The sequence below is a fragment of the Nostoc sp. CCY 9925 genome (genome assembly GCF_963920935.1).
Classification (GTDB): Bacteria; Cyanobacteriota; Cyanobacteriia; order Cyanobacteriales; family Nostocaceae; genus Nostoc.
In genome coordinates this window covers 105,414-129,848 of the sequence record NZ_CAWUDO010000005.1, presented here as the reverse complement: position 1 = coordinate 129,848, position 24,435 = coordinate 105,414, and the positions used below count along the sequence as shown (strand labels likewise).

The window sequence follows — 24,435 nt, the reverse complement described above, 5'->3', positions numbered from 1 at the left end:
ATAGCATTACGGTTAATTTTGAGCCGCCTTTGATTTACGTTTGAAAAATGAACCACTACTTCATCTCACCAAAACCCAAGAAAAAGTTTGCTGATAATAACAAAAAGACCAGCCTCCCACAGCTGGTCTCAAAAATTTTTTTTCGCGTTGTCTTCTCAAGAGAGTTAAAACCCAATTGCGCGTTCCTAAAATGCAACGGGCAACTTTTCTTAACAATATTGTAACAGCCAACACAGATTTTTTAGGAAATTTCATCAAAAAAAGATATAAGCAAAGTTTAAAAGCTTCTATCTATAAGGAGAATTCGCTATAACGCAGGGTAGAGGAGGGGAGTGGGAAGTGGGGAGTGGAGAAGCAGGGGAGGCAGGGGGAGATGAGGAGATGGGGAAGTGTGGGGAAGACACACTCTCTGTTTGCCCCATGCCCTATGCCCCATGCCCAATAACTAATTGTGGTTTTCCCCAAACGATACTCTCTTGCTTGTAAATGGCAATTCCCGGTTTTGCTCCTTTGGGTTTGTAGACGTGTTTTAGCTGAGTGTATACAACTGGTACTTGATCACTCTGACGGGCGCGACTGTAGTAAGCGGCAAGATTAGCTACAAATTGCAAATCAGCTTCTTCTGCAACAGCACCGGGTTTTAGACGTAGTAATACATGGCTACCCGGAATTTCTTGAGCGTGGAACCAGAGGTCATAATCCCCAGCTACACGAAAAGTTAATTGGTCATTTTGGCGATTGTTGCGACCGATTAATACTTCAAAGCCGCTGGGAGTATGGTAACGATGAAAGTTGCTGCTGGCGGCTTCATTGCTGCTGCGGTTGCGGTATTCTGGATCTTCTAGATACTTTTGCCCGATGAGTTCTTCCCGGATTTCTTCTAAAGCTTGTAAATCTTCTGCTGTTTGGTAGTTGTCTATCTGAGCGATCGCAGCTTCTACTTGCTCTAAATAGTCAATTTCTGTCTGCACTTCTAAAAGTAGCGGTTCCACAGCAGAACGAGCGCGTTTGAGTTTTTGGTGCTGTTTGTAAAGACCTTGGGCATTTTGGACGGCATTTTTATCTGGTTGGAGAGCGATCGCTACTGGCTCATTACTCTCAAAATCTGGGATAATTATCTCTTTCATTCCCGGTTCCCAGTTTTGCAGGTGAGCCATTAATAAATCAGCTTTTTGCCGATATTCATCGGCTCGATCTGATTGCTGCAAGCGTGTTTTAAAGGTTTGAGCTTTGTTGCGTAATTTCCCCAAAATATTATTCAATTTCTGACTCAATTGATGGCGCAATTGGGAAAATAACTGTTGATTGAGTTGGTCAGTGTAGTAACGGTTGAGTAATTCTTGGGTATTTTTGACGCTTTTGACTCCACCCCAACCCATTACTGTGTAGCCATCTTTTGTCCAAGCGGGTTGAAATTTACTCGAATCCAATGCTTGTAGCCATTCTTGCCAACGCTCAAACAACCTTTGCCAATCTTCAGATTTGAGGGTATCGGTAGATGTTTCTGATGGGATATTTGCTGCTAATAACATTGTTTCTAACAGTGCAGCACTTAAACCACTATAACTTTTGAGTAATTGCCGCTTGATTGCTCCTGGTACTAAACTTACCCGTTCTTGCCAACGTTCTTGAGATTCACTCAAATTAGGGATAGTCCCAGTAAGTTTCGGTGGTGTTTCGTAAGGTTGTCCGGTTTGGATGGGACGGACACTAGATTGTTGCTGACTGACTTGATGGGCAGCTGTGATTATTATATTGCTAGCGTCGGTGAGAATGACGTTGCTATATTTGCCCATAACTTCCACATACACGTGATAGAGGGCAGTTTCTCCAGGACGCCGAGCAAATTGTAAATCAATAACGCGTTCCCAAGGAGCGATCGCTTCAATTGCCACTAAAGCCAAACCACCCAATTGGTGTATGAGTTGTTGACTGAAGGTGAAGGTATCGGGAATTCGCGGTGGCGGATCGCCGATGCAAATATGTGCAGCTTGAGGGTGCCAAGAAATCTCTAGCCAACCCCGCTGTTTCAAGGTGCGTAATGCTATGACAATAGTGTAGCGATCGCGTTGGTAAACTTGCTCTGTCCGTGAGGGTAGCCAGTTCGTGCGTAGTTCGCTACAAGCAGCTTTTAGGGTGGTAAAGTCAACTGGTTGCACAAAAATGAATTATTAACCTTCAAACATCGATGCCCAGTATATGCTATCGTGTCTAGTTCAGACTGGCATGATATGAAAAGCGGTAAAAGTTTTTAGTAGTCTCGAAGATTTAACGCATTACATATATATAGTAGGGTGGCACAGCTGTACCACCCTACTATTGATTATTTATGTGTTACTCATTCCCTGAGTACCTATTACCAAAGAAGGTTATTAGATCATGTGGTGAGTAATGCTGGTTCTGGTTCTTTGGTGCTGAGTAATGCTGGTTCTTTGGTAGTAAGTAATGCTGGTTCTGGTTGTTTGAGTGTTTGTCCCAAAATTTCATTGTAGAGTTCGCCCAATTGATTGGCGACGCCATCCCAACTAAACTTAGTTTCAACGCGCTTTCTACCAGCTTTACCCAATTGATCTCGCCATTGTGGATTCAACAGAATTCTATCGATCGCATTTGCAAAAGCGTCTACATCTTGCGCTGGTGCTAATAAACCGGTTTGTTCGTTAACTACAGTAAACTGAAGTCCACCGACATCACTTGCCACCACTGGTGTACCACTGGCCATAGCTTCAATCGCCACAAGTCCAAAGGGTTCGTAGTGACTGGGAACAACGCAAACATCAGCGGCTGCGTAATAAGTTGGCAAAATATCTTGACTTAAACGACCGGGAAGGATGGTAAGGTCAGTCATCCCTAATTCGTTGACAATTTGCTCAATGCGATCACGTTCAATTCCGTCGCTGTTACCTGGAGTGCTACCACCACCAATAATTAGCTGGAGGTTGTTGGAGTCTCGTAGTTGAGATTGATTAACTGCACGCACTAAGGTTTCTATACCTTTGCGTGGGTCAAAACGACCGACATACAATACAACTTTGGCTTTTTGATCGATTCCCAATTCCAATCTGGCTGCGTCACGTCCAATGGAACCAAATCGCTGAATATCTGTACCGCAGGGAATGATATCGATATTACCTTTCTTAGAAACGAGCGATCGCATATGTTGATTTTCTTGCGGACTCGTCGCTACAATTCGTTCTGCTGTCTCCAGCACTTCTTTTTCCACTGCCAATCGCTGACTGGCAATCAATGGAATATTATCTATCGTGTTATATTTCACTGCTCCTAAAGAGTGGTAGGTGTGAACCTGTTTAAGTTCTTGGATTTTCTTTAACTCCATTCCTACCCAACTAGAAAGCCAGTAGTTAGTGTGAACTAACTGGTACTTAATACCATTTTTTACTTGGAACTTGAGGAAATTCTCCACAAATTCCGGCAAATATCCAAAAATATCATCTCGTGGCACAAACTCCAGGGGACCTGCTTTTAAACGAATAGTTCGACAATTCTCGCTATGTTGAACCATCGAGTCTTGCTCCAGACTGACCTTGCGGGTAAACATATCAACTTCCCATCCTAGCTTGGCTAGGGCTTCACCCACATGGCGCACGTAAACATTTTGTCCCCCAGCTTCTTCTTTCCCTATTTCAATCGCCGGGTCTCCGTGGACGGAAATCAAGGCAATACGTTTTTCGGTGGTAGAGTTCATAGTTTGTGTGTTGCGGATTGTAACAAAGTTTTAGTTGATTCCAGGTTGGCGTATATAGCACGCTTCCCTGAATTATTTAAGAACCTTGATTAATATTGATTTTAATTTAATATATCTAATATTTTTTTACATCTTCTGCCAGAAGTATACTTTTAGATTAAGTATATGTATTTAATTCTTTTTTATATAAATGGCTATATTTATATCTAATACTTCTGATAGATGAAATTCTATTCTTTGTCTTGTTAATGAAAAACTAATTCCATCAATACACGTATTAATTAGATAGCTTCATTATTTATACGTCTATAATTTTGATTTACGCACTTTTTTATACTTTAAATACTCAGCAAGTAAATATTTTATCTGATAGTGCGATAGTTAAAATACCTTTTATGCAAAGCTTATAGAGAGAGTCCCACTTAATTCAAAATTATATATGTTCAAAATTAAATATTTTTTTATACTTTGATCGAATTTGATTTTAATCGGCTCCAATCTAGAAATTTACAGAGTTAGGAGATTTATAAATATTGAGTTTTGGTTTCTAATTCCTTTAAGTTGAGTTTATTTGAATTTAATTGAAAATTAATGTAACTCTAGGTTATGTAATTTTTATACTCAGTAGCATTTGTCATTAACCAACAAGAAAACTTGATTCTACGTTGGAAATATCTCGAATTTGCAAGCAAAAACATCAAAGGATTGGAATTCGTAAGCTAGTTGCTATCTTTCTCCTAACCTAGACGCTGAGTCATGATTTAACGTGAATTCGACGAACCTCTCCCTGCTTTGAACTTTAGTTCAAGTGTGTCCGTTTCTGACTCAAAGACGGATAGTTTTGCGTAGTAAAACCAGGGAGAGGTCTTTTTATTCAGCTAAACGCATACTATATGAGCCGTCCGATTTACGTTGATTTAGAAAAAAATGACAAAAAATTTAACTCCTCCAGTTTTACTAACCGAAGGAGTTTTCGTGTATGCCTTTTGCTGTGTGAAAGATAGAAGTGGAAGATCTATTTAAAATCTAATACTTTTGGCTTGTAGCAAGATCCTGTATGATATGAAATCAAATCCAATATTAAGCGTTAATTGTTGGGTTATCCTAAGCAGTCTTAGGATCTTCAGTCTAAGAGGTTGTTTGAAAAATTTTGTAGCGAGCTTTAAAATTATAAATATAGATAGTAGCTATATTTTAGCGGTGCTTTAGCAGTATTTTCGCTGTATGCTTGAAATAGCAGGCCTGGACTGTAACTGGTAGTTTCGATACGGCTGGGCAAGCTGTCTCTCAGTAATAAGTATAGGTAAATCTAAGATCCAAAAGGCAGGCTCAAAGTTGGCTTTGCACTGTAGGGCTTACAAAAATACCTGCAAGCAGCTAGATAACAATCGACAATTAAAAATTAAAAATCAAAAAAGTAATTCTGATTTTTAATTTTTAATTTTTCTCCCTTGAAGATTAATTTGTGGTTTGTGCAGCTAGCATCTGCTTGAGCTTTTCTAATTCAGAAGCCCAACGGGGATCTGGACGAATAGCGTCTGATTCTGTAGTTGTGCTACTTTCACGAGAACCGCCACCACCACCGCCACGACGAGGCTTCTTAGAGCCTTTCTCACGACGGCTTTCTTTGTTAGCGCTAGGAGTAGGGTTACTACTGGCAACATTAACTGCTTTAGGAGCTTGCTCCTCGCCCTCCTCACCCTTTGTACGAGGTAATGCCTTCTCTAGCTTGATGGGAGTGTCTTTAAACATCTGACCATTATACTTTTCAATTATTTGGTCAGCTTGTTCGTCATTGTTGACCGTCAGAAAACCAAAACCACGACATTTGCCGGTTTTCCGGTCTTTAATTAATTTAGTAGTTACAGCATCACCTTCAGCTGCGAACACTGCTTGTAGATCTTGACGATCAATTTCTTCTTTGGGCAAATTACCTATATATAGGCGAACGGACATGAACTATACCTCCAACAGATGAATGAACATGGCAAGGTGAGAAAACCATCACTTGGCTTTGGCTTTTAAAATAGATGCTATTAAGAAAGACTGCCACCAACCAATTTTTTTGCTCCAAACTATCAACCTATACAATACAGTTTTTCGTTGGGATCAAGCTTATTTAATCCGAAAGCCCACACTACGATGAGCTAATAACACCTTAATTCTAAGAATTGTAAATTTAATAGCCTACTATCTGCCAAAGTACGCGCTTTCTTTAATGCCCTTTTTCGCAGAATAAAATACCATCCTTTACATTACCACGGTATTTTCTACCTAGCTAGTTTAGCGCACACATTTTCGACTTTAGTATTATCACATCGTAACATAAAATACATATTTTATTCAAGGCGGAATTTTTGGAAACAAAAACCAGCCACTGGCTGGTTAATTTGCTGCTGTGTTGGGAGGATGAATATGGTATGGAGGGGGAAAAAGCATCCGAATTCATCACAAAGCTATGAGGCTGAGTTATGTCGGTTGCTATTGTTTGTGTAAATAAATGTAACACTTTGGGATAAAACCTGCAACTTTTGTTTACATTTTGGTTCGTCATTTGTCTTTTGTCCTTTGTCCTTTGCAAATGACCAATGACTAACCAGTAAGAAAAACGTATGCACCCCAAGCTTGGGCTGCAACTGCTAAAGCAGTAGACCAAATTGGATGAGGGCTATGAATGGTTTTCCCACTTTGAGTTTCTAGGGTTTGGATATCGATCCAAGGTGTCGCTCCTCGGCGGAACCAACCTGTGACGATAATTTGCCGACCAATCAAATCCTGGTGATTAACTGACTGTCCCAGCCAAGAAACATGATGTAATTTCACTAAGCCCGCGCTTGATTGTAATATTAAATCTTGGGCTAGGGAGTTGCTAATACCTTGACGACCTAATAATTTGCCTACAAGACGCACGCTAATGCTATCAATGGGTAAGGCAGAGGGGTCGGCTAACAAATTGGGCAGGCAGTCATCAGTTTGCACAGTGGCAGGCTTAATATCAGGAAAGAAAGAATTAATCCGGATCACTGTCCCGATGCTAAAGCCAATCAAAAGGCAACCTGTGATGAAAGACCAATCCTCATAAATCCACTTGAGATTTAAAAATTTGAGGGCGAATGCTAATTGCCACGCTAGCCACACCAAACCTGCAAACAGAACTCCCAGAGGAACTCCCAACCAAGGAGCGATTTGTAATAAGAAAGGCTGAGGCTTAACTTTTAATGGTTGTTCGTTAGGGAAATGTAATTCCGTGTCTAGATGCCAGTGACGGGCTATTTGGCAGAGGCGTTCGATGCGATCGCCTACCAGAGGATGGCTATTATTAATCGTAAACCATCGGCGATAGGGATTGACAATATCCCACTTCAAAAAGGATTCAAAAGAAAGATGACTAGCAATAGTGCCTAAAGAAAGACTCTGGTGGTAACTGATTGGTGCGACGATATTTAAGCTTTCCAACTGCCAACTGGTGTGTTCTTGTTTTTCGATATCAGTCGCAATTCCAATGGCAATTTTCAGCAAGGCACGAATCAAAGCATTAGGATTACCAGTAATTTCCGCTGCGGTGCGATCGCTATAATAAAGTCGCAACTGCGACAACCACAATGTAGTCCCAGTCAGCAAACACCAAACTCCATAAATCAAACTAGCTACAATTGTCACCGGCCAGCGCCAAATTTTTCCTGATATGCTGTCACCCAACTTTGATACCTCCTGATATACCTTATAAATTGGTAGTGTCACCAGCAATACCAAAGACATGACAACAAAATCCCACTGAGCAATATGCCCTAGCTGGGTGGCATAAATAATGGCAATTTCATCATCTGTTAGTTGTTCTAACAGCCCTTTACTGACTACAATCCTTGCGTTCCGTGGTAAACTACCGTAGGTGAGAATAATTGGCGCAGCCATTGGCAAAATTCGCAGTTTGGGTAACGGCCAATGTCGTTGTTGACAACAACGTTGTAACACCCGAACAGTTTCCCGACTATGGCCGTTCAATACATCTTTCGTAAGTTCTCGTTGACCATACAAGTTTGCCAGTAACAGATCCAGCAACCAAGGTGATACCCCCATTAAAATCACCAACACTATTAGCAAAAATTGTGTCGGGTCGTTGTATAAAAACTGTAATGGCTCTACATAGGGAAGCTTCACTAAAGCGTGGTTAATGAATCCCAATACTAACTTGAGGATTTCTCGCATCACCCAAAACAGGGCCATGAATGTTCCCGCAGCCAGCAGCCGCAAGGGGAGTGATTTTGGCTTACGTAGGGGTTGCCATGCCTTAGCGCGTTGCGCTTGTCGCCAATAAATAACACCGAATAGTTTGGCTTGGGTGCGGGTGACAGAACCCATAAAGCCATTAAGGGGCGGCGGCGGAGGTGGTGGTATGACAGTAGCTTTCGGTTTAGCTAATGGCACCATTTGTGGGATGTTTTGGTTGTTAATTTCTGTTACTTCGTCTTTTGGTTTCTCCTCTGATTTAGGAGTATCTGGGGGTGAATTTTCAAAAGCAACAAATCCAGTTTCGACATTTTTTGATTCTGGTTCAGGTTTTTGACGTTTTGTCAAATGTTCGAGAGCGCGTTTTGCCCACTCTTGAACTTGGGGATTGTTGCTCTCAATGAGATTTTGGCAAAAGGCGATCGCTTTAGAGACTTCGCCAGTGCGGGCATAAGCCATCACTAAACCAACCCTTGCTTGTAAGTTAGCAGTGGCATTACTTTCACTGCTAGCAAGAGGTTCTAAGTGAGCGATCGCTGTTTGGTAATTTCCCTGCTTGAGGGCAACTAAACCAGCCTCCAAAGACGATTTGGCATGTGAAGGCATACAGATTCTGGCACTCCAATCTCTTCTAAACGATCCACGTCTGGGCAAAAGCGCGAACCTCAGATGCCGTGGAAATCAACGTGTCCCAGCTAAGTCTACCTGTGAAAGAATTCAGGAGTCTGGAGTCAGAATTCTTCTTCATTCCTCCACTGGTTGTTGACTAGAAAATACTGGGGCGATCGCGCTTAATTTCAACTCTGGATGGTCACCCTCTAATTGTTGGCAATTCCATTCATTCCGGAATAGCAACACTGGGCGTCCCATACTATCTTTGACTGTAGTGGTATTGAATAAACGTCCCACTTTATTTAATGCTTCCCAACCACCTTCAACCCAACGGGCGACACTGTAGGGTAATAAATCCAGTATGGTTTCTACGCCATACTCATTTTGTAAGCGAAATTGCACCACTTCAAACTGCAACTGACCCACCGCGGCTAAAATTGGATCGCGTTTGGCTTCATCAGTTGAATACATAATTTGCACAGCACCTTCTTCGCGTAATTCCGCAACACCTTTTTGGAATTGCTTAAACTTGGAGGGGTTGGGGTTCCTGAGAGTTGCAAACAGTTCCGGCGAAAAATACGGAATTCCTTCATATTCGAGCTTTTGCCCCGTGTAAATTGTATCCCCGATCGCAAAAACACCGGGATTGTTCAAACCGATCACATCGCCAGGATAAGCTTCATCAATCGATTCCCTCTCCTGAGCAAACAGTTTTTGCGGACGGGAGAGACGGACAAGTTTACCAGTGCGAGCGTGATTCACCATCATATCTTTTTCAAACTTACCAGTGCAGACCCGGACAAATGCGACGCGATCGCGGTGTTTCGGGTCCATGTTTGCTTGCAGTTTGAACACAAACCCAGAAAACTCTGGGTATGTGGGCGCAACTTCGCCAACACTGCTGACATGGGAACCGGGTTTGAGGGCATAGTCTAGGAAGTACTTGAGGAATAACTCTACCCCAAAATTTGTCATGGCGCTACCAAAGAACACTGGCGTCATTTTGCCTTCGTGTACCAACTGCAAATCTAGCTCTGGTCCAACTCCTTCTAACAGTTCTAGATCGTTTTTCAGTTGATAGTACAGGTCTTGTTCTAACAGTTGTTCTATTCTCGGATCACCTAATTCAATTATCGTATCACGGGCTTCTCGGCTACCGTGGGCACTGCGTTCAAACAGGTGAATTTGTTGCTTGTGTCGGTCAAAGACACCTTTAAAGCGATCCCCCATGCCGATCGGCCAGTTTACCGCATAAGTTTCCAACTTCAATTCTTGCTCAATTTCATCCAACAACTCTAGAGGTTCTCTTCCTGGGCGATCGAGCTTGTTGACAAATGTAAAAATCGGGATACCCCTTAACTTACATACTTCAAACAACTTGCGGGTTTGGGGTTCTAAACCTTTTGCCACATCAATCAGCATCACTGCATTATCGGCGGCGGCAAGGGTACGATAAGTATCTTCACTGAAATCTTGGTGTCCTGGCGTGTCTAATAAATTGATTTGACAGTCTCGATATGCAAATTGCAACACCGTGGAAGTAATGGAAATACCCCGTTGTTGTTCCATGGCCATCCAGTCTGACGTGGCTTTGCGCTGTGCCCGTCGCGCCTTGACCGCCCCAGCTTCGTGAATTGCACCTCCGTATAGCAGTAGCTTTTCTGTCAGTGTAGTTTTACCAGCATCAGGGTGAGATATAATTGCGAAGTTGCGGCGAAGTTCAACTGCGCGATCGAGTTCAGACTCAAGTTCAATTGACATAACTGTATTTGTTTGTAACTTAACTTAATTTTTTTCGACTTTGGCAAGTCTTTTAATCTTAAGACAACGATGCTCGTGATAGGGTCGTAATATAACCAACAATCTGACTAAATTAGGAGAAAAGAATGTACGACACAGACAAGCGAAAGCTTTTATCCGCCTTGTCTCATGGAGCCATTTTTTTAAGCACGGCTGTTATATCTGTAGGTATACCTATTGCCATACTGCTCGTATCTGACGATCCTATTGTTAAAGAAAACGCCAAAGAATCCATCAATTTTCACTTTAATGTCTGGTTCTATGGAGCGATTCTAGGAGTGCTGTTTTTCCTCCTCGGTTGGTTGGTCTTACCACTATTGTTACTGGGACCACTAGCAGGTATTGGCTATTTGTTACATTGGGGACTAACGATTTGGGCAATCACCAAAGTTTTTAGCAATCCTGATACACCCTTCCGCTATCCCTTTATTTTCCGAGTGTTTTAGCATCAATTATCTATAGGCATAAGGCATAGGACATTGGTAATTGTTGTCGCTTATTTTTTATATTGCTGTTGGGCTATTAGTTTGTACACAACTAATAGCCAGAATTTTGCCAACAGAGAGTCTGACAAATTTCAATTGTGAATTTGGAATTGTTTATTGTTTTATAGATACAATGCCCAGTGTCCCATGCACAATACTTCGGCTTACTCGACTTCATTACTTCGACTGCGCTACTTCGGCTATGCTCAGCACAAGTCGCTTAGTACAAGTGCCCAATACCCAATACCCGTTTGTTATATTGTTTTTCTAATTCGTCAGATAGATGTCAACCAAGCTGTAAAATACAAAATTGCCCTACAGCTTGATTCAGGTAGGGCAAATGTCAGTTAAGCACTTTTTGTAGTCTGTCTGATGGCAGGAAACTTTTCCCCTGCTTTTGTGACGCTTTGTTTTGTGTCCATTGCGTTGTTTTTCTTCATAAAATTTTATGTTTCCTACACATCGCCCCCGCCGCCTGCGTACCCATCCCCAACTGCGCCGGATGGTTCGTGAAACTGTTTTGACAACCAGCGATTTCATTTACCCACTATTTGCCGTACCGGGTGAAGGAATCGCTAACGAGGTGAAATCGATGCCAGGAGTCTACCAGCTTTCGGTAGATAAAATTGTCGAAGAAGCGAAAGAAGTTTATGACTTAGGAATTCCTGCCATCATTTTATTTGGTATTCCCGCTGATAAGGATGTAGATGCTACTGGCGCTTGGCATGATTGCGGTATTGTCCAAAAAGCTGCAACTGCGGTAAAAGCAGCAGTACCAGATTTGATTGTCGTTGCTGATACTTGTTTGTGTGAGTATACCAGTCACGGACACTGTGGTTATTTGCAAGTTGGTGATTTGACAGGACGGGTTTTAAACGATCCAACTTTGGAATTGTTGAAAAAAACCGCAGTTTCCCAAGCAAATGCCGGTGCGGATATCATCGCCCCTTCGGGAATGATGGATGGTTTTGTACAAGCAATTCGTCAGGGTTTGGATGAAGCTGGATTCCAAGACACGCCAATTTTGTCTTATGCTGCTAAGTATGCTTCGGCTTATTATGGCCCATTTCGGGATGCAGCAGACTCGACGCCGCAATTTGGAGACAGAAGAACTTACCAAATGGACCCAGGTAATAGTCGCGAAGCAATCAAAGAAATTGAATTGGATATTGCTGAAGGTGCCGATATGCTCATGGTCAAGCCAGCTTTGGCATATATGGACATTATCTGGCGGGTGAAGGAAGCAAGTAATTTACCAGTTGCGGCTTACAATGTTTCTGGTGAGTATTCAATGATTAAAGCTGCTGCTCTGAATGGTTGGGTGGATGAGGAACGAGTGGTTTTGGAAACTTTAACTGGGTTTAAACGCGCTGGGGCAGATTTGATTTTGACTTATCATGCTAAAGATGCAGCGCGATGGTTAAAGTAATGTGGGCGATTGAATAAGAATTTAGAAATCTCACACAGAGGCGCAGCGGAAAGTCTGAGCGGAAGAAACCTCCGTAGACGCCCAGAGGGCGGCTTGTCGAATACATCAGAACTTTCCAACACAGAGGCGCAGAGTTTTTGGCGTTTCTATATCTGGGTGTGAGATTTTTGTATTTTCGCTAGTATCGAAGACCAGAGCTGAAACGCTTTACAATATTGCAGTTACAGAACGAGACAAGGTAATTTTAAGGCTGCCCTTACCCAAATAAAAGCCACTATTGAAATTATTGAGAATATACGTAGTAATACCAATTCTCTACTTCTAGATATAGTTAATTTATCGTTGTTACTTCATCACGTGTTATGTATATTATCTACGTAATAATACATAAATATGAGATTCACGCGTTTGCAACAGGGGGACGCGATCGCTTATAAAAGAAGATAGTTAATAAATTTTTCTCAATTGCCATTTAATGTCAATTGATTTAATAAAAGATTTCAATATTTCCGAGGAGAGCATGGGATATGGATATGCAAGTCCTGAGAGAGCGTGCTGGTCTTAGCCGTGCGGAGGTTGCCTTCAGGCTTGCAATCAGCGAAACTAGTGTTCGGAACTGGGAAGCTGGGCGTACTGAACCTACAATGACGCCAAAAAAGTATTTAGATACTTTGCGTCTGTTCAAATGTACACCTGAAGAGTTGGCAGCGGCAAGTGAAAAGTCAATTAATCAGCGACATAAACGCAAACCAGGTAGACCGAGACGCTTTCCAGACACTCAAGTATCTCAAGTAACTGATTCCCCTGTTTGTAGCTGATAACTTGCTCAGTGAAAGTTGAGTATGTCTGTTGTTTGGTGTAGAGACTTGAAAAAAGCTATAAAATCTAACTTAGGAATGTAGATTTATTGATTTGCAACTCCTAATCTAAGGTTCGCTAAATGTCTTGGTAACGTAATTTTTCTCAGTTATTGGTGTCTTAAGCTGATGGTAACCCAGTAACAGTCAGGCATTTGACCATCAGCTACTCATTGTGCCTCTGTTATAGAGTTAAAGTTTGACGTTTGATTTTGCTCCAGTGAACAGAGTTCCGCTTCTACCACTGCTGGAAAGAGAGGATTTTTATCTTGGTTGACAAGATTTATCAGGTCTGATGAGCAAAAATCAGCACTGTTCTCCGGTCTGTTTGATGGTTGGTTTTCGAGACACATGCTACCGTATATTTACCTAAAATGTTGAGTTGGGTAACAATTTTGATATAGTTGTCTCGGCGATTAGTCCCTGCTTAGCGGGAAAATAGCAATTAAACAGACAGCATGGGAGATGAAAAATCACAAACAATCAACAAAGAAACTTTTTAGCAATTCTTAGGGTTTATGCCTGGGGCGGTTCGTTTAAACAACCCAAACTCTAACTAGTGCGATCGCTCACGGTATTTGCCACAGCCACACGATAAAATTCTAAAACCATAATCGTACTAAAGGTCTAAATGGCAGAAACACTATTCTTCAACGCCTTGCGTGAAGCCATTGATGAAGAAATGGCGCGTGACTCCAGCGTATTTGTTCTCGGTGAAGACGTAGGACATTACGGCGGTTCCTACAAAGTTACCAAAGACCTGTACCAAAAGTATGGCGACCTCCGAATTCTAGACACCCCCATCGCCGAAAACAGCTTTACCGGTTTGGCAGTAGGAGCAGCTATGACTGGGTTGCGCCCCATCATCGAAGGTATGAATATGGGCTTCTTACTCCTAGCGTTTAATCAAATATCCAATAACGCTGGGATGCTGCGCTATACTTCTGGCGGTAACTTCAAAATTCCGATGGTAATTCGCGGTCCCGGAGGTGTGGGACGGCAGCTAGGAGCTGAACATTCCCAGCGACTAGAAACCTACTTCCAAGCTGTTCCTGGGTTGAAGATTGTTGCCTGTTCCACACCCAGAAACGCTAAAGGACTACTAAAATCCGCTATCCGCGATGATAACCCAGTATTGTTCTTTGAACACGTTCTACTTTACAACTTGAAAGAAGACTTACCAGAAGAAGAATACCTGCTCCCTTTGGATAAAGCAGAACTTGTGCGTCAAGGGAAAGATGTCACAATTATTACTTATTCTCGGATGCGCCATCATGTGCTGCAAGCAGTAAAAACCCTTGAAAAACAAGGATACGATCCAGAAGTTATTGATTTAATATCCCTCAAACCATTAGATTTTGATACCATTGGTGCATCAGTAAGAAAAACCCATAAAGTCATTGTTGTGGAAGAATCCATGCGAACTGCGGGTATAGGAGCAGAAGTCATCGCTTCAATTAACGATCGCTTATTCGATGAATTGGATGCACCAGTACTGCGGCTTTCTTCCCAAGATATCCCCACGCCTTACAACGGCAATCTGGAAAGACTAACAATTGTTCAACCAGAGCAAATAGTCGAAGCTGTGGAAAAAATGGTAGCTTTGCGAGTCTAGGGTAGAGGGGCAGAGGAGCAGGGGAGGCAGGGGAAAAGGTTAAAGGGAAAAGGGAGAAGGAAAAGGGAAAAGGAATAAATTTAATCTTTCCCCTTTTCCCCTTTCCCTTTCCCCATGCCCCATGCCCACTTTCCATTCATAACTCCATAAAAGAGCGCTATTATAGCCTTTGTCAGTTGCGAGTTATGGTATGCAAAGACAGCGATCGCTATTAATTTTGATTTTAGTTCTGGTAATCGCCGCGATCGCGGTGATTGCTACGATTCCGATACCTCTTGGACTTGACTTACGGGGAGGTTCACAGCTCACAATTCAGGTGAAACCATCAGCGGAAATTCCCCAAATCACCGAACGAGAATTGGAAGCTGTGAAGAAAGTTGTCGAAGGTCGGATTAATGGTCTGGGTGTTTCTGAGCCAGTTATCCAAACAGTCGGCGCAGATAAGATATTGGTGCAACTCCCAGGAGTCAACGACCCAGAGCAAGCCGAACGGGTGCTAGGGGGTACGGCACAGTTAGAATTCCGCACACAAAAGCAGAATACAGAAACTCAACTGTTAGCTTTCCAAACATCGCGAGCTGAATTGAAGGTAAAGCAAGAAGAGTTGAGAAAAGGTAAGGATAAAGCAGCAATTGCCAAAAATCAAGAAGATTTACAGAAAAATAATCAAGCGATCGCTGAATTGTTTGAAAGCACCAACCCGCCCCTGATTGGTAAATACCTCAAGGATGCCTATGGCGAACCCACTCAAGGCAACAATTGGAATGTTGCCATTCGCTTCGACCAAAAGGGTGGTGAACTTTTTGCTCAGCTGACGAAAAACCTTGCTGGTACTGGGCGTAGTATTGGTGTTTTTCTCGATAATGAACTGATCAGCGCTCCCACTGTCGGTATAGAATTTGCCTCTACTGGGATTACTGGAGGCTCAGCGGTGATTACAGGCCGGTTTACCGCACAAGAAGCTAATGACTTGGGTGTACAGCTACGCGGTGGCGCATTACCTGTACCAGTAGAAATTGCAGAGATTCGTACTGTCGGGGCAACTTTAGGTCAAGACAGCATCACTAGCAGTATCTATGCTGGTATCGGTGGTCTGACTTTAGTATTAATATTTATGGTGGTGTACTATAGACTACCAGGACTGATTGCCGATGTAGCACTATTGATCTACGCCTTATTGACCTGGGCTACCTTTGCTTTGTTGGGTGTCACCCTGACTCTACCAGGAATTGCCGGTTTTATTCTCAGTATTGGTATGGCGGTGGATGCGAATGTACTAATTTTTGAGCGGACGCGCGAAGAATTGCAAGCAGGCAAATCCCTTTATCGTTCTGTAGAATCTGGTTTTTACCGCGCCTTTTCCAGTATTTTAGACGGCAACGTGACTACAGTCATCGCCTGCGCTGCACTATTCTGGCTAGGGGCTGGCTTGGTAAAAGGTTTTGCTCTAACTTTGGCTTTGGGCGTAGCGGTGAGTATGTTTACAGCAATTACCTGTAGTCGCACCTTGATGTTTTTGGCAATTACAATTCCCGCACTCAAAAAACCAGAACTTTTCTCTCCTAACCTGCCAACATCGAATAAGGCAGAGGTGTCTCAATGAAACTCAGTATTAACAAATCGCGATCGCTTTGGTGGGCTATTTCTGGTGCCATCATCCTGGCTGGTATCATCTCAATGGTGATTTCTTGGCAAAACCCCAACATCAAAGCACCCCTACGTCCCAGTTTGGATTTTGTTGGTGGTACACGATTGCAGTTTGAACGGGATTGTACCAAACCCGGTAACTGCGACCAGCCCATTGATATCAATGTCGTTCGAGAAGTAGCTAAAGCGCAGGGACTCGGTGACAGCAGCATCCAAATTGTCGCAGACAAAGGCAGCGGTGCAGAAAATGGTATATTAATTCGCACAAAAAGCTTGGATCGCGAGCAGCGTACCAACTTGCAAAATGCTTTAAGCGAAAAAGTCGGTACTTTTGACGACCAAAAGAATCAATTTGACACCGTTGGCCCTACTCTGGGGGCAGAACTGTTTAGGTCTGGGGTAATAGCTCTGATCGTTTCCTTTGCAGGTATTATTATTTACTTGACCTTCCGATTCCAGTTGGATTATGCGGTATTTGCGATCGTTGCTCTATTTCATGATGTGTTGATTACCGCAGGAATTTTTTCAATTTTGGGTTTAGTAGCAGGTACTGAAGTCGATAGCTTATTCATTGTTGCTCTACTGACGATTACAGGTTTCTCAGTCAACGATACAGTAGTGATTTACGATCGCATTCGAGAAACCTTAACAATCAATCCCAATCGAGCGATCGCTGACATTGTGGATGATGCTGTCAACCAAACCCTAGCAAGGTCTATCAACACGACCTTAACCACGATGCTATCATTGTTCGCGATCTTTCTGTTTGGGGGAGAAACACTGAAAAACTTTGCCTTAGCTTTAATTATTGGCTTTACTGCCGGGGCTTATTCAAGTATTTTCATTGCCAGTACTCTCTTAACTTTGTGGCGAGAACGTAGCGGTCAATCTCAGGCGGTAGTTAATGCTGAGTCAATTGATACATCTGCTGGGAATTAGTTCTTGGGTATGGGAAGAGGGCAAGGGGACAAGGAGAATAATTCTTAACTCCTAACTCAGCACTCCTAAAGACCAATGACAAATCACAAATGACAAATGACAAATCACAAATGGCAACTGACCCATCATTTGCTCAACAAGTAGAAAGGTTATACCAGCTAACAGTATATGGGAGATGGTTGTTTGTGAGCTGTTTATGGCTCACCATTGCGCCTGTTTCCTTGTGGGGTCTACGTGCAGAAATTTCTCTGTGGCAACAATATTTTACTTGGGTAGCAGTGCGATATGGACTGTTCTATCATCCACTGCCTACCTTCGGTTTAGCCTTTTGTATCGGGATGACTGCTGCTGTATTAGTTTGGCAAAGTCGGAATATCTTACTGGGATTACCAGACCAAGAAAAACAACGTTTAGAAAAACAAGTTTATCGAATACGTCAGCAAGGACCAACTCATCCTTTATGGAAGTGGGTTTGTTACTGAATATTGCCTTAGCTAACTAAATTTTCTCTCTCGTTGCATAGACATATACACATTCGCCAATTTCTAGCAAAATATGACTTAGAAATAGCTAAGATACAGCCAAAGTGAGTGCCATAGATGAACAATCCTCAAATTCAATTTAGCGATCGCAAGTCTGAAATTGACCTTTACCAACTCCAAGAACTGTTAAACATTTCAGCTTTCTGGGCAAAAGGCCGCAGCATTGAGGATTTAAGTATAGCCATTGCCAACAGTGAGCCAGTGATTTGCGTGTGGGATAGTCAGCGACTGATTGGCTTTGCTAGAGCAACATCTGATGGCATATATCGCGCTACGATTTGGGATGTTGTGATTCATCCAGAGTATCGAAATAGTGGTTTGGGAAGCAATTTAGTGGAAACTGTTTTGAGTCATCCCCGGATGAGATGGGTTGAGCGCGTTTATCTGATGACTACTCACCAACAGGAATTCTACAAAAAAATTGGTTTCCAGCCCAACACTACTACTACGATGGTGTTGCATAACTTAGCTAACCTGAGTTTGCTCCCTGATACAGAAGTTGAGCTTGAACAATCACCAAAATAGTCCTGAGTGCTGAGTGAGGAGTTAGGAGTTAGTAGTTATACTAATTTTAAAAAGAATGTGACAAATAAACCATTTGTAGAGACGCGATTCATCGCGTCTTCATCCAAGAATGTGTTGGAATCATTAATTGAATTGGTATTATTTATTCCCCTTCTCCCCATCTCCCGACTCCCCACTCCCTACTCACCCCTCAGTACTACTAAATAGGGGAATAGAAATTTGTAGTCTGCTCATTTCTTGGGATGGTTCCTTGGCAATTGGAGAAGACAAGATTTCTAGTTTTCCTCCCATAACTTCCAGCAGAGTTTGATTGATTAATAGCCTCATTCCTGGAGAAAGAGTAACGTTCTCTAGGTTAGCTTTACTCGGGTGATTTTCAGATTTGATCGAGTCAATTAACTCACTCGAAGGTATGGTATGGCTTGGTACATCCAGCCAAATATTCACAAAATTACTTGTAGAGATGGTGCTGCTAGAAATATAGATGCTGCCTTCTTCCATCTGAGTAATGGCAGTGTCTATTAAACTAATTAATATTTGTCGGAGCCAGAGATGATCTGCCAAAATATAAATTTCTGGGTCTGCGGGTAACAATTGCAAAGGAAAATTGCGATTTGCCGCCAGCATATAAGTTAAGTTATAAACTTCCTCCAAAATATTGGCTAAGGGTCTGGGTTGAATATCAAGTTTATTTGTACCATGCTCAGTTCTGGCAACGTTGAGAATTTCATCCATTAGCTTCAGCAGTTTCAGCGTTCGCTCATGAGCTTGGACAATAAATTCTCGTTCTTCAGCAGGACTTTCACACAAATCTGACAAAATTAACTGATGTAAACCAATTAAACCATTGAGGGGCGATCGCAATTCATGGGTTGTCCGTGCCAAAAACCCAGCTTTAAACTGGCTCATTTCCCTTGCCATTTGGTATGCCAACTGCGTTTGCTGTATTTGTTGCGATATTGATGGCATATCCTGTTGGTCTAATGGCACTACTGGCGATAAGCTAGATGAAGAGTTTGGCGATGCCTGGGTTGGGCGTAGCCATCGCGCAAATAATCGACGAAAACCTAGACCTAGTGCTATTCCTGCTCCTAAATATATCCAGTTACTCCAATTCATATTTTGGCAATTATTAACTTGTTAATTAACCACAACAGCCCAAATTAAAGTTCCATATTTTTCAGCTGTTGAAACCAGGGAAACAACATTATAGCTATCTATATCTGGTTATCATTCGATGAATCTAACTTTATTGCACCTTGCCGCAAAATCTCCCAATTAATGCCCGTCCATTTGGCAACGGTGGAAGGTATACCCAGTCCTAGCGTTTGCTCCTGGGATTCTGTCGCTGCCAGAGTCACAACGTTGGGGAACTGCGCTGCAATCTCGACCATTGTTTGTAAAGGCGGCTGACCAGAGAAATTAGCACTAGTGGTGGCCAGAGGGCCTGTTTGCGCCAAAATAGTTTGAGCGATCGCACTGTTTGGTACTCGAATACCAATTGTTGTCGGGTCAGTAGGATTCATCACTTTCGGCAAGCACTGACTAGCTGGTAATACTAATGTCAGCCCTCCTGGCCAATATTTCTCGGCTACTTTTTGCCAAATTTTATACTCGTTCTCACTACCTTTGACATAAGGCCACAAATCCTCAGCACTAGCAGCCATGAGAATCAAAGGTTTATCTTGACTACGTTGCTTGGCCGCAAAAATTAATCCGGCTTTTTCTGGTATCGCTGCCAGCGCCGGAACCGTGTCTGTGGGAAAGCTCACCAAAAACCCAGCACGTGCGCCAGCTATGAGCTTTTCTAAAGAAACTTGAGCCATGTTTGCTGACAATATTCATCCATCAATTTTACTAGTTGTTGTGGATGACCGAGGCTCTACTATGCCAAGAGCCTTGGTTTTGTCAATTGCAGCTGTAGCAAGAAAAATGCGATCGCACCTTTAGGTGGAATCGGGAATAGGAAGTGAGCGAGTCTGAGAAGTCAATACCAGGGAAGAATTGCTAACTCATAATTCTCACTCATCACTCCTAACTTTTATAAGCTAGGGCAAAGCGTTCAATTCCAGCTAAATCACTGTGAATTTGAATATTGCAATAGCTTCCTTGATTTTGCAAAAGTTCTCGCACTGTATTTGCCTGTCCTGTCATCATCTCAATCAGCCAGACACCACCAGGTTGCAAATAGCTAGGAGAAATTTCTATCAAATGGCGGATGCAATCTAAGCCATCTGCACCACCATCCAAAGCTAGATGCGGTTCGTGGTTGACTACTTCAGGTTGCAAACTAGGTAAGGTACTGGTGGGTATGTAAGGGGGATTCGACACCATACCACTGAACTGACCTTTAAGGAATGTCAGTGGCTCCCACCAAGAACCTTGATAAAATCGAATGCGGTCAGCAAAACCCAAATTTTGGGCGTTGGCTTGGGCGATCGCCAATGCTTCAACACTGCGATCAACAGCATGAATTGTTGCGTTTGGCAAGATATCTGCTAGTCCGATGGCGATCGCTCCACTGCCGGTACCTAAATCCGCCCAGTGTCCTGAAGCATTCCCAGCAGAGGCTACAGCTAAATCAATTAAGCACTCTGTTTCTGGTCGGGGAATCAAAACCGCATTCGATACGGCGATTTTAAACTGACGCCAAGGTGTAGCTTTGGCAATATACTGCACTGGCAAACGTTCATTTAATCGCCTCTGCCACAACCGATCTAACTCTATCAGAGGCAATTGCATCTGAATTTGCGGCCAATTTTTAAAAGACTCCAAACGCAGTGCCAAACGGTCTAACCCAGCTACTTCTTGGAGTAGCCAATCTACCTCCGTTCGTGGAACATCAGTGGCGATTGCTGCTTGAGTTGCTGCATTCCGCCACTGCCAAAGTTCTAAACCAGAAACTATCAGATGTTTCTCCCCCATGCCTCAACCTTGGAGAGCAAATCGGTTATTTTTTCGGAGCAGGCGCAGCAGCAGGCTTGGCAGCAGGTGACTGATTCGGGGCAAGCGATCGAATAAAATTGATAGATTCCCGCGATGGATATAAAACAATTTTATTGATACTTGGATCGTTGCTAGTATTGAGAGCCTCCATAACACCGTACAAATCCACTACCTGAATTTCAGTGTTTTCTGCTTCCTTTGGCACGGCTTTTTTAAATTCATCTAACAGAGCCACTGCTTGCTCTTTCTCAAAAAAGAAAGGAATGTAGCGCTCGTTACCTTTTGCCACGGGAATGGTCAGATAGCTATTATCTTTTTTAAATTTGGGCACAAACAAAGGAATACCGTTGAATTGCTCAACTTTTTTACCATTTGCGTTCACCATACTTGTGGCTGACGCTACCTGTTGTTGAGTCGGGACTAAAGTATAAATTACTGAGTCTGACTTCTTTTTGCTTTCCAGCACTATTTTATAGTAGTCTGCTAAAGACAAAGGTCTTACTTGTAGGGTGCTTGCCAGTTGAGGATTTTCTTTTTTCAGCCGATTATCAAGGAATTTTTGAGCATCTTGCTTGCTAATAAAAAAGCCCACTTGAGAGACGGTCTTGGATTGATTATTCCTGGAAAGAACTACGAATTCGCCTTTAGGATTTGTGAGGGTGAATACGGGTACTTCCTGTAGCTTTTTCACTACCTGATCTTGTGGTAAAGCCACCGCCTCTAGATTACCTAGTCCTGGTAGATTACCTATTCCTGAAAGTCCTCCTAAAAAGACACTTCCAGCTATACCTAATGTTGCGCCCCAACGAACCAATGATTTCATGACTGCTCCTCGCATCAATAAGACAATTAAATTAAACAAATGGTTGGATTTGCACAGCACCAACTAGCTTCAGTTATATAGCAATCTATTTTAGTTGTGAAAATTTATTTGTAAACAACTCATGATGTCAGTTGACTGCTAAAAGTCAAAGATCAAAGCAAAATAATCCCAACTATTTAGGATTGTTATAATATCGCCTTTACCAATAGACTGTGCTAAAGTTGTGTTTTTGTCAATTTTATTTTGCTATTCACTGCCAAATCCTCTAGATGCCTATTTTATGGCTTGTGGAACAGTGAAAAGTCTCTCTGACCCTGAAAATAATAAATGCCATTTTATTGACTTTCTCTGGTATTGGGTGACGGCATGACTTGATCAATCGTTCCATCTGGGGCTAACTAAATATCTTCTCAAATTTATACAAAGTACAGTATCAGAAGTACCTTATTTATCAAAGACAAAATATAGCTACCATGCCTTGAAAGCTGGCCTAATACCAAAATAACTAATTTAATTTTCTGCGTAAAAATATGCAATTTTATTGCACATCTTAGCGACAAAGCTTTAGTCTATTTGCGCTAAATTGCAGAAATTTTTCAGAAATTTTGTAGATTTAGTTGATTTCTGAGAAAGAACGACTTAAAAAAATAGACATCTCCAGAAATTAATTCTGCTTTGCCCGAAATTTTTGTAGAGACGTACCACTGCTACGTCTCCATATACCCGTGCGTGTAGATTGGCTAACAGTTTCCGTCGTTGATCGCAATCTAGTAAATTTTGATTTTTTAATTTGGCATGTTAATCAAAGCTAGACTTTTTGATAAGTCTGGCTTTGGTTAACATGTAATTGACTAAATCGGGATGACAGGATTTGAACCTGCGGCATCCTGCTCCCAAAGCAGGCGCGCTACCAAGCTGCGCTACATCCCGGTTATATGTATCTACTTTTTGCGGTTGGGTTGTGACTTGTTAAAGGTAAGCGATTTGCCCTTTCGCATAAGCATTAAGTTCAATATATCACACAACACCGCTCATGCATAATTTTCTTTATTTTGTGTAAAGACGAGATAGATAGCATCTTTACACAGAATAAAGGTTTTTATGCCGACTGAGTTGTACAAGACATAATATTTGCTTGTTTGTCGGCTGAACCTTCCCAAACCACATAAAAACAATATATCTTTACTAGAGTACCTGATTTTATTGTAAAAATCGGTTTTTTTGAATTCACTCTTAGTGAGGATACCAGAACATTCCTTTAATACCTTCTGGATCTGGCATAAACCCCATAGTTCGGTAGAAATCTACAACATGAGGGTCGGCGAAGAGAGTCACATTGCTAATCTCTTCACTCCTAAGTTTTTTGAGGACGTATTTCATTAGCGCTTTGCCCAGTCCTTGATTTTGAAAGTCTGGGTGAACCACCACATCCCAAATAGTGGCATTAAAAGCATGATCTGAAGTAGCGCGGGCAAAACCGATGAGCCGTTTTTGGTTTCCTCTTACCTGCCACATAGAGGCAACGAGAAAACTATGCTCAATGGCTTTTTTGACTTTTCTTAAAGGACGACGCGACCAACCAACTGCATCACAGAGTTCTTCTAGTTCATACAGATCGATGTCTCGCTCTGTACTGAAGACGATGCGAGCCTCCTTTGAAGAAGCTTCGCTAAGACTACCGGGGGTAGAGTTGCCCGCAGTTTCAGCTGTATGTTCTTCAAAAAGGTTTGTTTTAGTTGTCGCTACAGACTCAGGAGTACTAAACCAAGTTTTCCAAAAACCCATGCCAACGTGGTTCGGGTAATATAACTAAAATTGGTTTCCACTCTCAAGAGTGTTGATTCATGTTTAACGTAGCTAGCCCCATTTACTACCCCTAACACTCAAAATTTTTGGGTTGTTTTCGAGATTTGTAATGGTAACAGCTACTTAAGGCATGTTTCACACCAATCATCTTCAACTTTAGCATTTTGTTGTAAACCCTAGTAAAAATTCAGCAAAAGGGAAGAATATAAGTAATTCAAAATTATGCTCTGTTGTAATTCCTCTGTCTGACTATGTGGAAAACGACCCAAGCTGCTGTGACTTTTCTCGAAATAAATATAGAAAACCCAATTCTGGCAAAGATCCTGTGAATTGTTCGTATGCAGCTTAAATGCACGTTAGCTTAAGAGTGAATTGTATATCAGGGATTTGAATACCCGGGAAAAATTTTCCCACTACCCAGTGGTTTGCCAACCTAAAAATCCTCGGTGAGTTCTGGGGAAAGAGAAAAGGCGAAA

The 24,435-nt window shown here is 42.2% G+C and carries 20 protein-coding genes and 1 tRNA gene; 10 read left to right on the top strand and 11 right to left on the bottom strand.

Translation table 11 applies throughout. The features are described 5' to 3' along the window. Positions 1-425 precede the first annotated feature (425 nt). The 5 genes from ACM0OY_RS04475 to prfC form a co-directional block, all read right to left on the bottom strand. Positions 426-2,159, bottom strand: coding sequence for an NFACT family protein (locus ACM0OY_RS04475; RefSeq protein ID WP_414567683.1), 1,734 nt, complete (start codon positions 2,157-2,159; stop codon positions 426-428). A 218-nt stretch (positions 2,160-2,377) separates the two neighbouring features. After that, on the bottom strand, positions 2,378-3,706 hold the full coding sequence (locus tag ACM0OY_RS04470) for a glycosyltransferase family 4 protein (RefSeq protein WP_414567682.1): 1,329 nt from the start codon (positions 3,704-3,706) through the stop codon (positions 2,378-2,380). A gap of 1,458 nt (positions 3,707-5,164) precedes the next feature. Beyond that, the gene (locus ACM0OY_RS04465; RefSeq protein WP_414567681.1) at positions 5,165-5,662 is read right to left on the bottom strand and encodes an RNA recognition motif domain-containing protein; all 498 of its coding nucleotides are present in this window, start codon (positions 5,660-5,662) and stop codon (positions 5,165-5,167) included. Positions 5,663-6,298: 636 nt separating this feature from the next. After that, a complete protein-coding gene (locus tag ACM0OY_RS04460) occupies positions 6,299-8,539 on the bottom strand; it encodes a M48 family metalloprotease (RefSeq protein ID WP_414567680.1) in 2,241 nt (746 codons plus the stop codon). A 138-nt stretch (positions 8,540-8,677) separates the two neighbouring features. After that, complete coding sequence (gene prfC, locus ACM0OY_RS04455; RefSeq protein ID WP_414567679.1) at positions 8,678-10,306, bottom strand: peptide chain release factor 3; 1,629 nt, start codon at positions 10,304-10,306, stop codon at positions 8,678-8,680. 125 nt (positions 10,307-10,431) lie between these two features. Here prfC and ACM0OY_RS04450 point away from each other — a divergent pair, with 125 nt between their 5' ends. From ACM0OY_RS04450 to ACM0OY_RS04410, 9 genes are all read left to right on the top strand, one after another. Then, the gene (locus ACM0OY_RS04450; protein ID WP_414567678.1) at positions 10,432-10,791 is read left to right on the top strand and encodes a DUF4870 domain-containing protein; all 360 of its coding nucleotides are present in this window, start codon (positions 10,432-10,434) and stop codon (positions 10,789-10,791) included. A gap of 186 nt (positions 10,792-10,977) precedes the next feature. Continuing rightward, entirely contained in the window at positions 10,978-11,181 is a 204-nt protein-coding gene (locus ACM0OY_RS04445; RefSeq protein WP_414567677.1) for a hypothetical protein, read from the top strand. A 97-nt stretch (positions 11,182-11,278) separates the two neighbouring features. Continuing rightward, a complete protein-coding gene (gene hemB, locus ACM0OY_RS04440) occupies positions 11,279-12,259 on the top strand; it encodes a porphobilinogen synthase (RefSeq protein WP_414567676.1) in 981 nt (326 codons plus the stop codon). Positions 12,260-12,786: 527 nt separating this feature from the next. Then, positions 12,787-13,077 carry a helix-turn-helix domain-containing protein gene (locus tag ACM0OY_RS04435; RefSeq protein WP_414567675.1) on the top strand — a complete coding sequence of 97 codons (291 nt, stop codon included), beginning with the start codon at positions 12,787-12,789 and terminating at the stop codon, positions 13,075-13,077. Positions 13,078-13,747: 670 nt separating this feature from the next. Further along, on the top strand, positions 13,748-14,731 hold the full coding sequence (locus ACM0OY_RS04430; protein WP_414567674.1) for an alpha-ketoacid dehydrogenase subunit beta: 984 nt from the start codon (positions 13,748-13,750) through the stop codon (positions 14,729-14,731). Between the two features lie 190 nt (positions 14,732-14,921). Then, positions 14,922-16,334, top strand: coding sequence for a protein translocase subunit SecD (gene secD, locus ACM0OY_RS04425; RefSeq protein WP_414567734.1), 1,413 nt, complete (start codon positions 14,922-14,924; stop codon positions 16,332-16,334). Then, complete coding sequence (secF, locus tag ACM0OY_RS04420) at positions 16,331-17,317, top strand: protein translocase subunit SecF (RefSeq protein ID WP_414567673.1); 987 nt, start codon at positions 16,331-16,333, stop codon at positions 17,315-17,317. Before secD ends, secF begins: the two co-directional genes overlap by 4 nt. A gap of 89 nt (positions 17,318-17,406) precedes the next feature. After that, positions 17,407-17,799 (top strand): hypothetical protein, encoded by a 393-nt coding sequence (locus ACM0OY_RS04415; RefSeq protein ID WP_414567672.1) that lies wholly within the window; start codon positions 17,407-17,409, stop codon positions 17,797-17,799. Between the two features lie 117 nt (positions 17,800-17,916). Then, positions 17,917-18,384 (top strand): GNAT family N-acetyltransferase, encoded by a 468-nt coding sequence (locus ACM0OY_RS04410; protein ID WP_414567671.1) that lies wholly within the window; start codon positions 17,917-17,919, stop codon positions 18,382-18,384. A gap of 183 nt (positions 18,385-18,567) precedes the next feature. Here the strand turns inward: ACM0OY_RS04410 and ACM0OY_RS04405 are convergent, their stop codons facing one another. Together ACM0OY_RS04405 and ACM0OY_RS04400 are read right to left on the bottom strand one after the other, a co-directional pair. Beyond that, entirely contained in the window at positions 18,568-19,503 is a 936-nt protein-coding gene (locus ACM0OY_RS04405; RefSeq protein ID WP_414567670.1) for a sensor histidine kinase, read from the bottom strand. 98 nt (positions 19,504-19,601) lie between these two features. Next, positions 19,602-20,210 carry an L-threonylcarbamoyladenylate synthase gene (locus tag ACM0OY_RS04400; protein ID WP_414567669.1) on the bottom strand — a complete coding sequence of 203 codons (609 nt, stop codon included), beginning with the start codon at positions 20,208-20,210 and terminating at the stop codon, positions 19,602-19,604. Between ACM0OY_RS04400 and ACM0OY_RS04395 the strand changes: the two genes are divergently transcribed. Further along, the gene (locus ACM0OY_RS04395; RefSeq protein ID WP_414567668.1) at positions 20,209-20,334 is read left to right on the top strand and encodes a hypothetical protein; all 126 of its coding nucleotides are present in this window, start codon (positions 20,209-20,211) and stop codon (positions 20,332-20,334) included. The genes ACM0OY_RS04400 and ACM0OY_RS04395 overlap by 2 nt on opposite strands. Before the next feature lie 84 nt (positions 20,335-20,418). Here ACM0OY_RS04395 and prmC read toward each other — a convergent pair whose 3' ends face one another. The 4 genes from prmC to ACM0OY_RS04375 form a co-directional block, all read right to left on the bottom strand. Beyond that, entirely contained in the window at positions 20,419-21,309 is an 891-nt protein-coding gene (gene prmC, locus ACM0OY_RS04390) for a peptide chain release factor N(5)-glutamine methyltransferase (RefSeq protein WP_414567667.1), read from the bottom strand. A gap of 25 nt (positions 21,310-21,334) precedes the next feature. Next, entirely contained in the window at positions 21,335-22,153 is an 819-nt protein-coding gene (locus tag ACM0OY_RS04385; protein ID WP_414567666.1) for a Tic22 family protein, read from the bottom strand. Between the two features lie 856 nt (positions 22,154-23,009). Continuing rightward, positions 23,010-23,083, bottom strand: a tRNA-Pro gene (locus ACM0OY_RS04380). Between the two features lie 303 nt (positions 23,084-23,386). Then, positions 23,387-23,938, bottom strand: a complete 552-nt coding sequence (locus ACM0OY_RS04375; protein ID WP_414567665.1) for a GNAT family N-acetyltransferase — start codon at positions 23,936-23,938, stop codon at positions 23,387-23,389. Between the last annotated feature and the right edge of the window lie 497 nt (positions 23,939-24,435).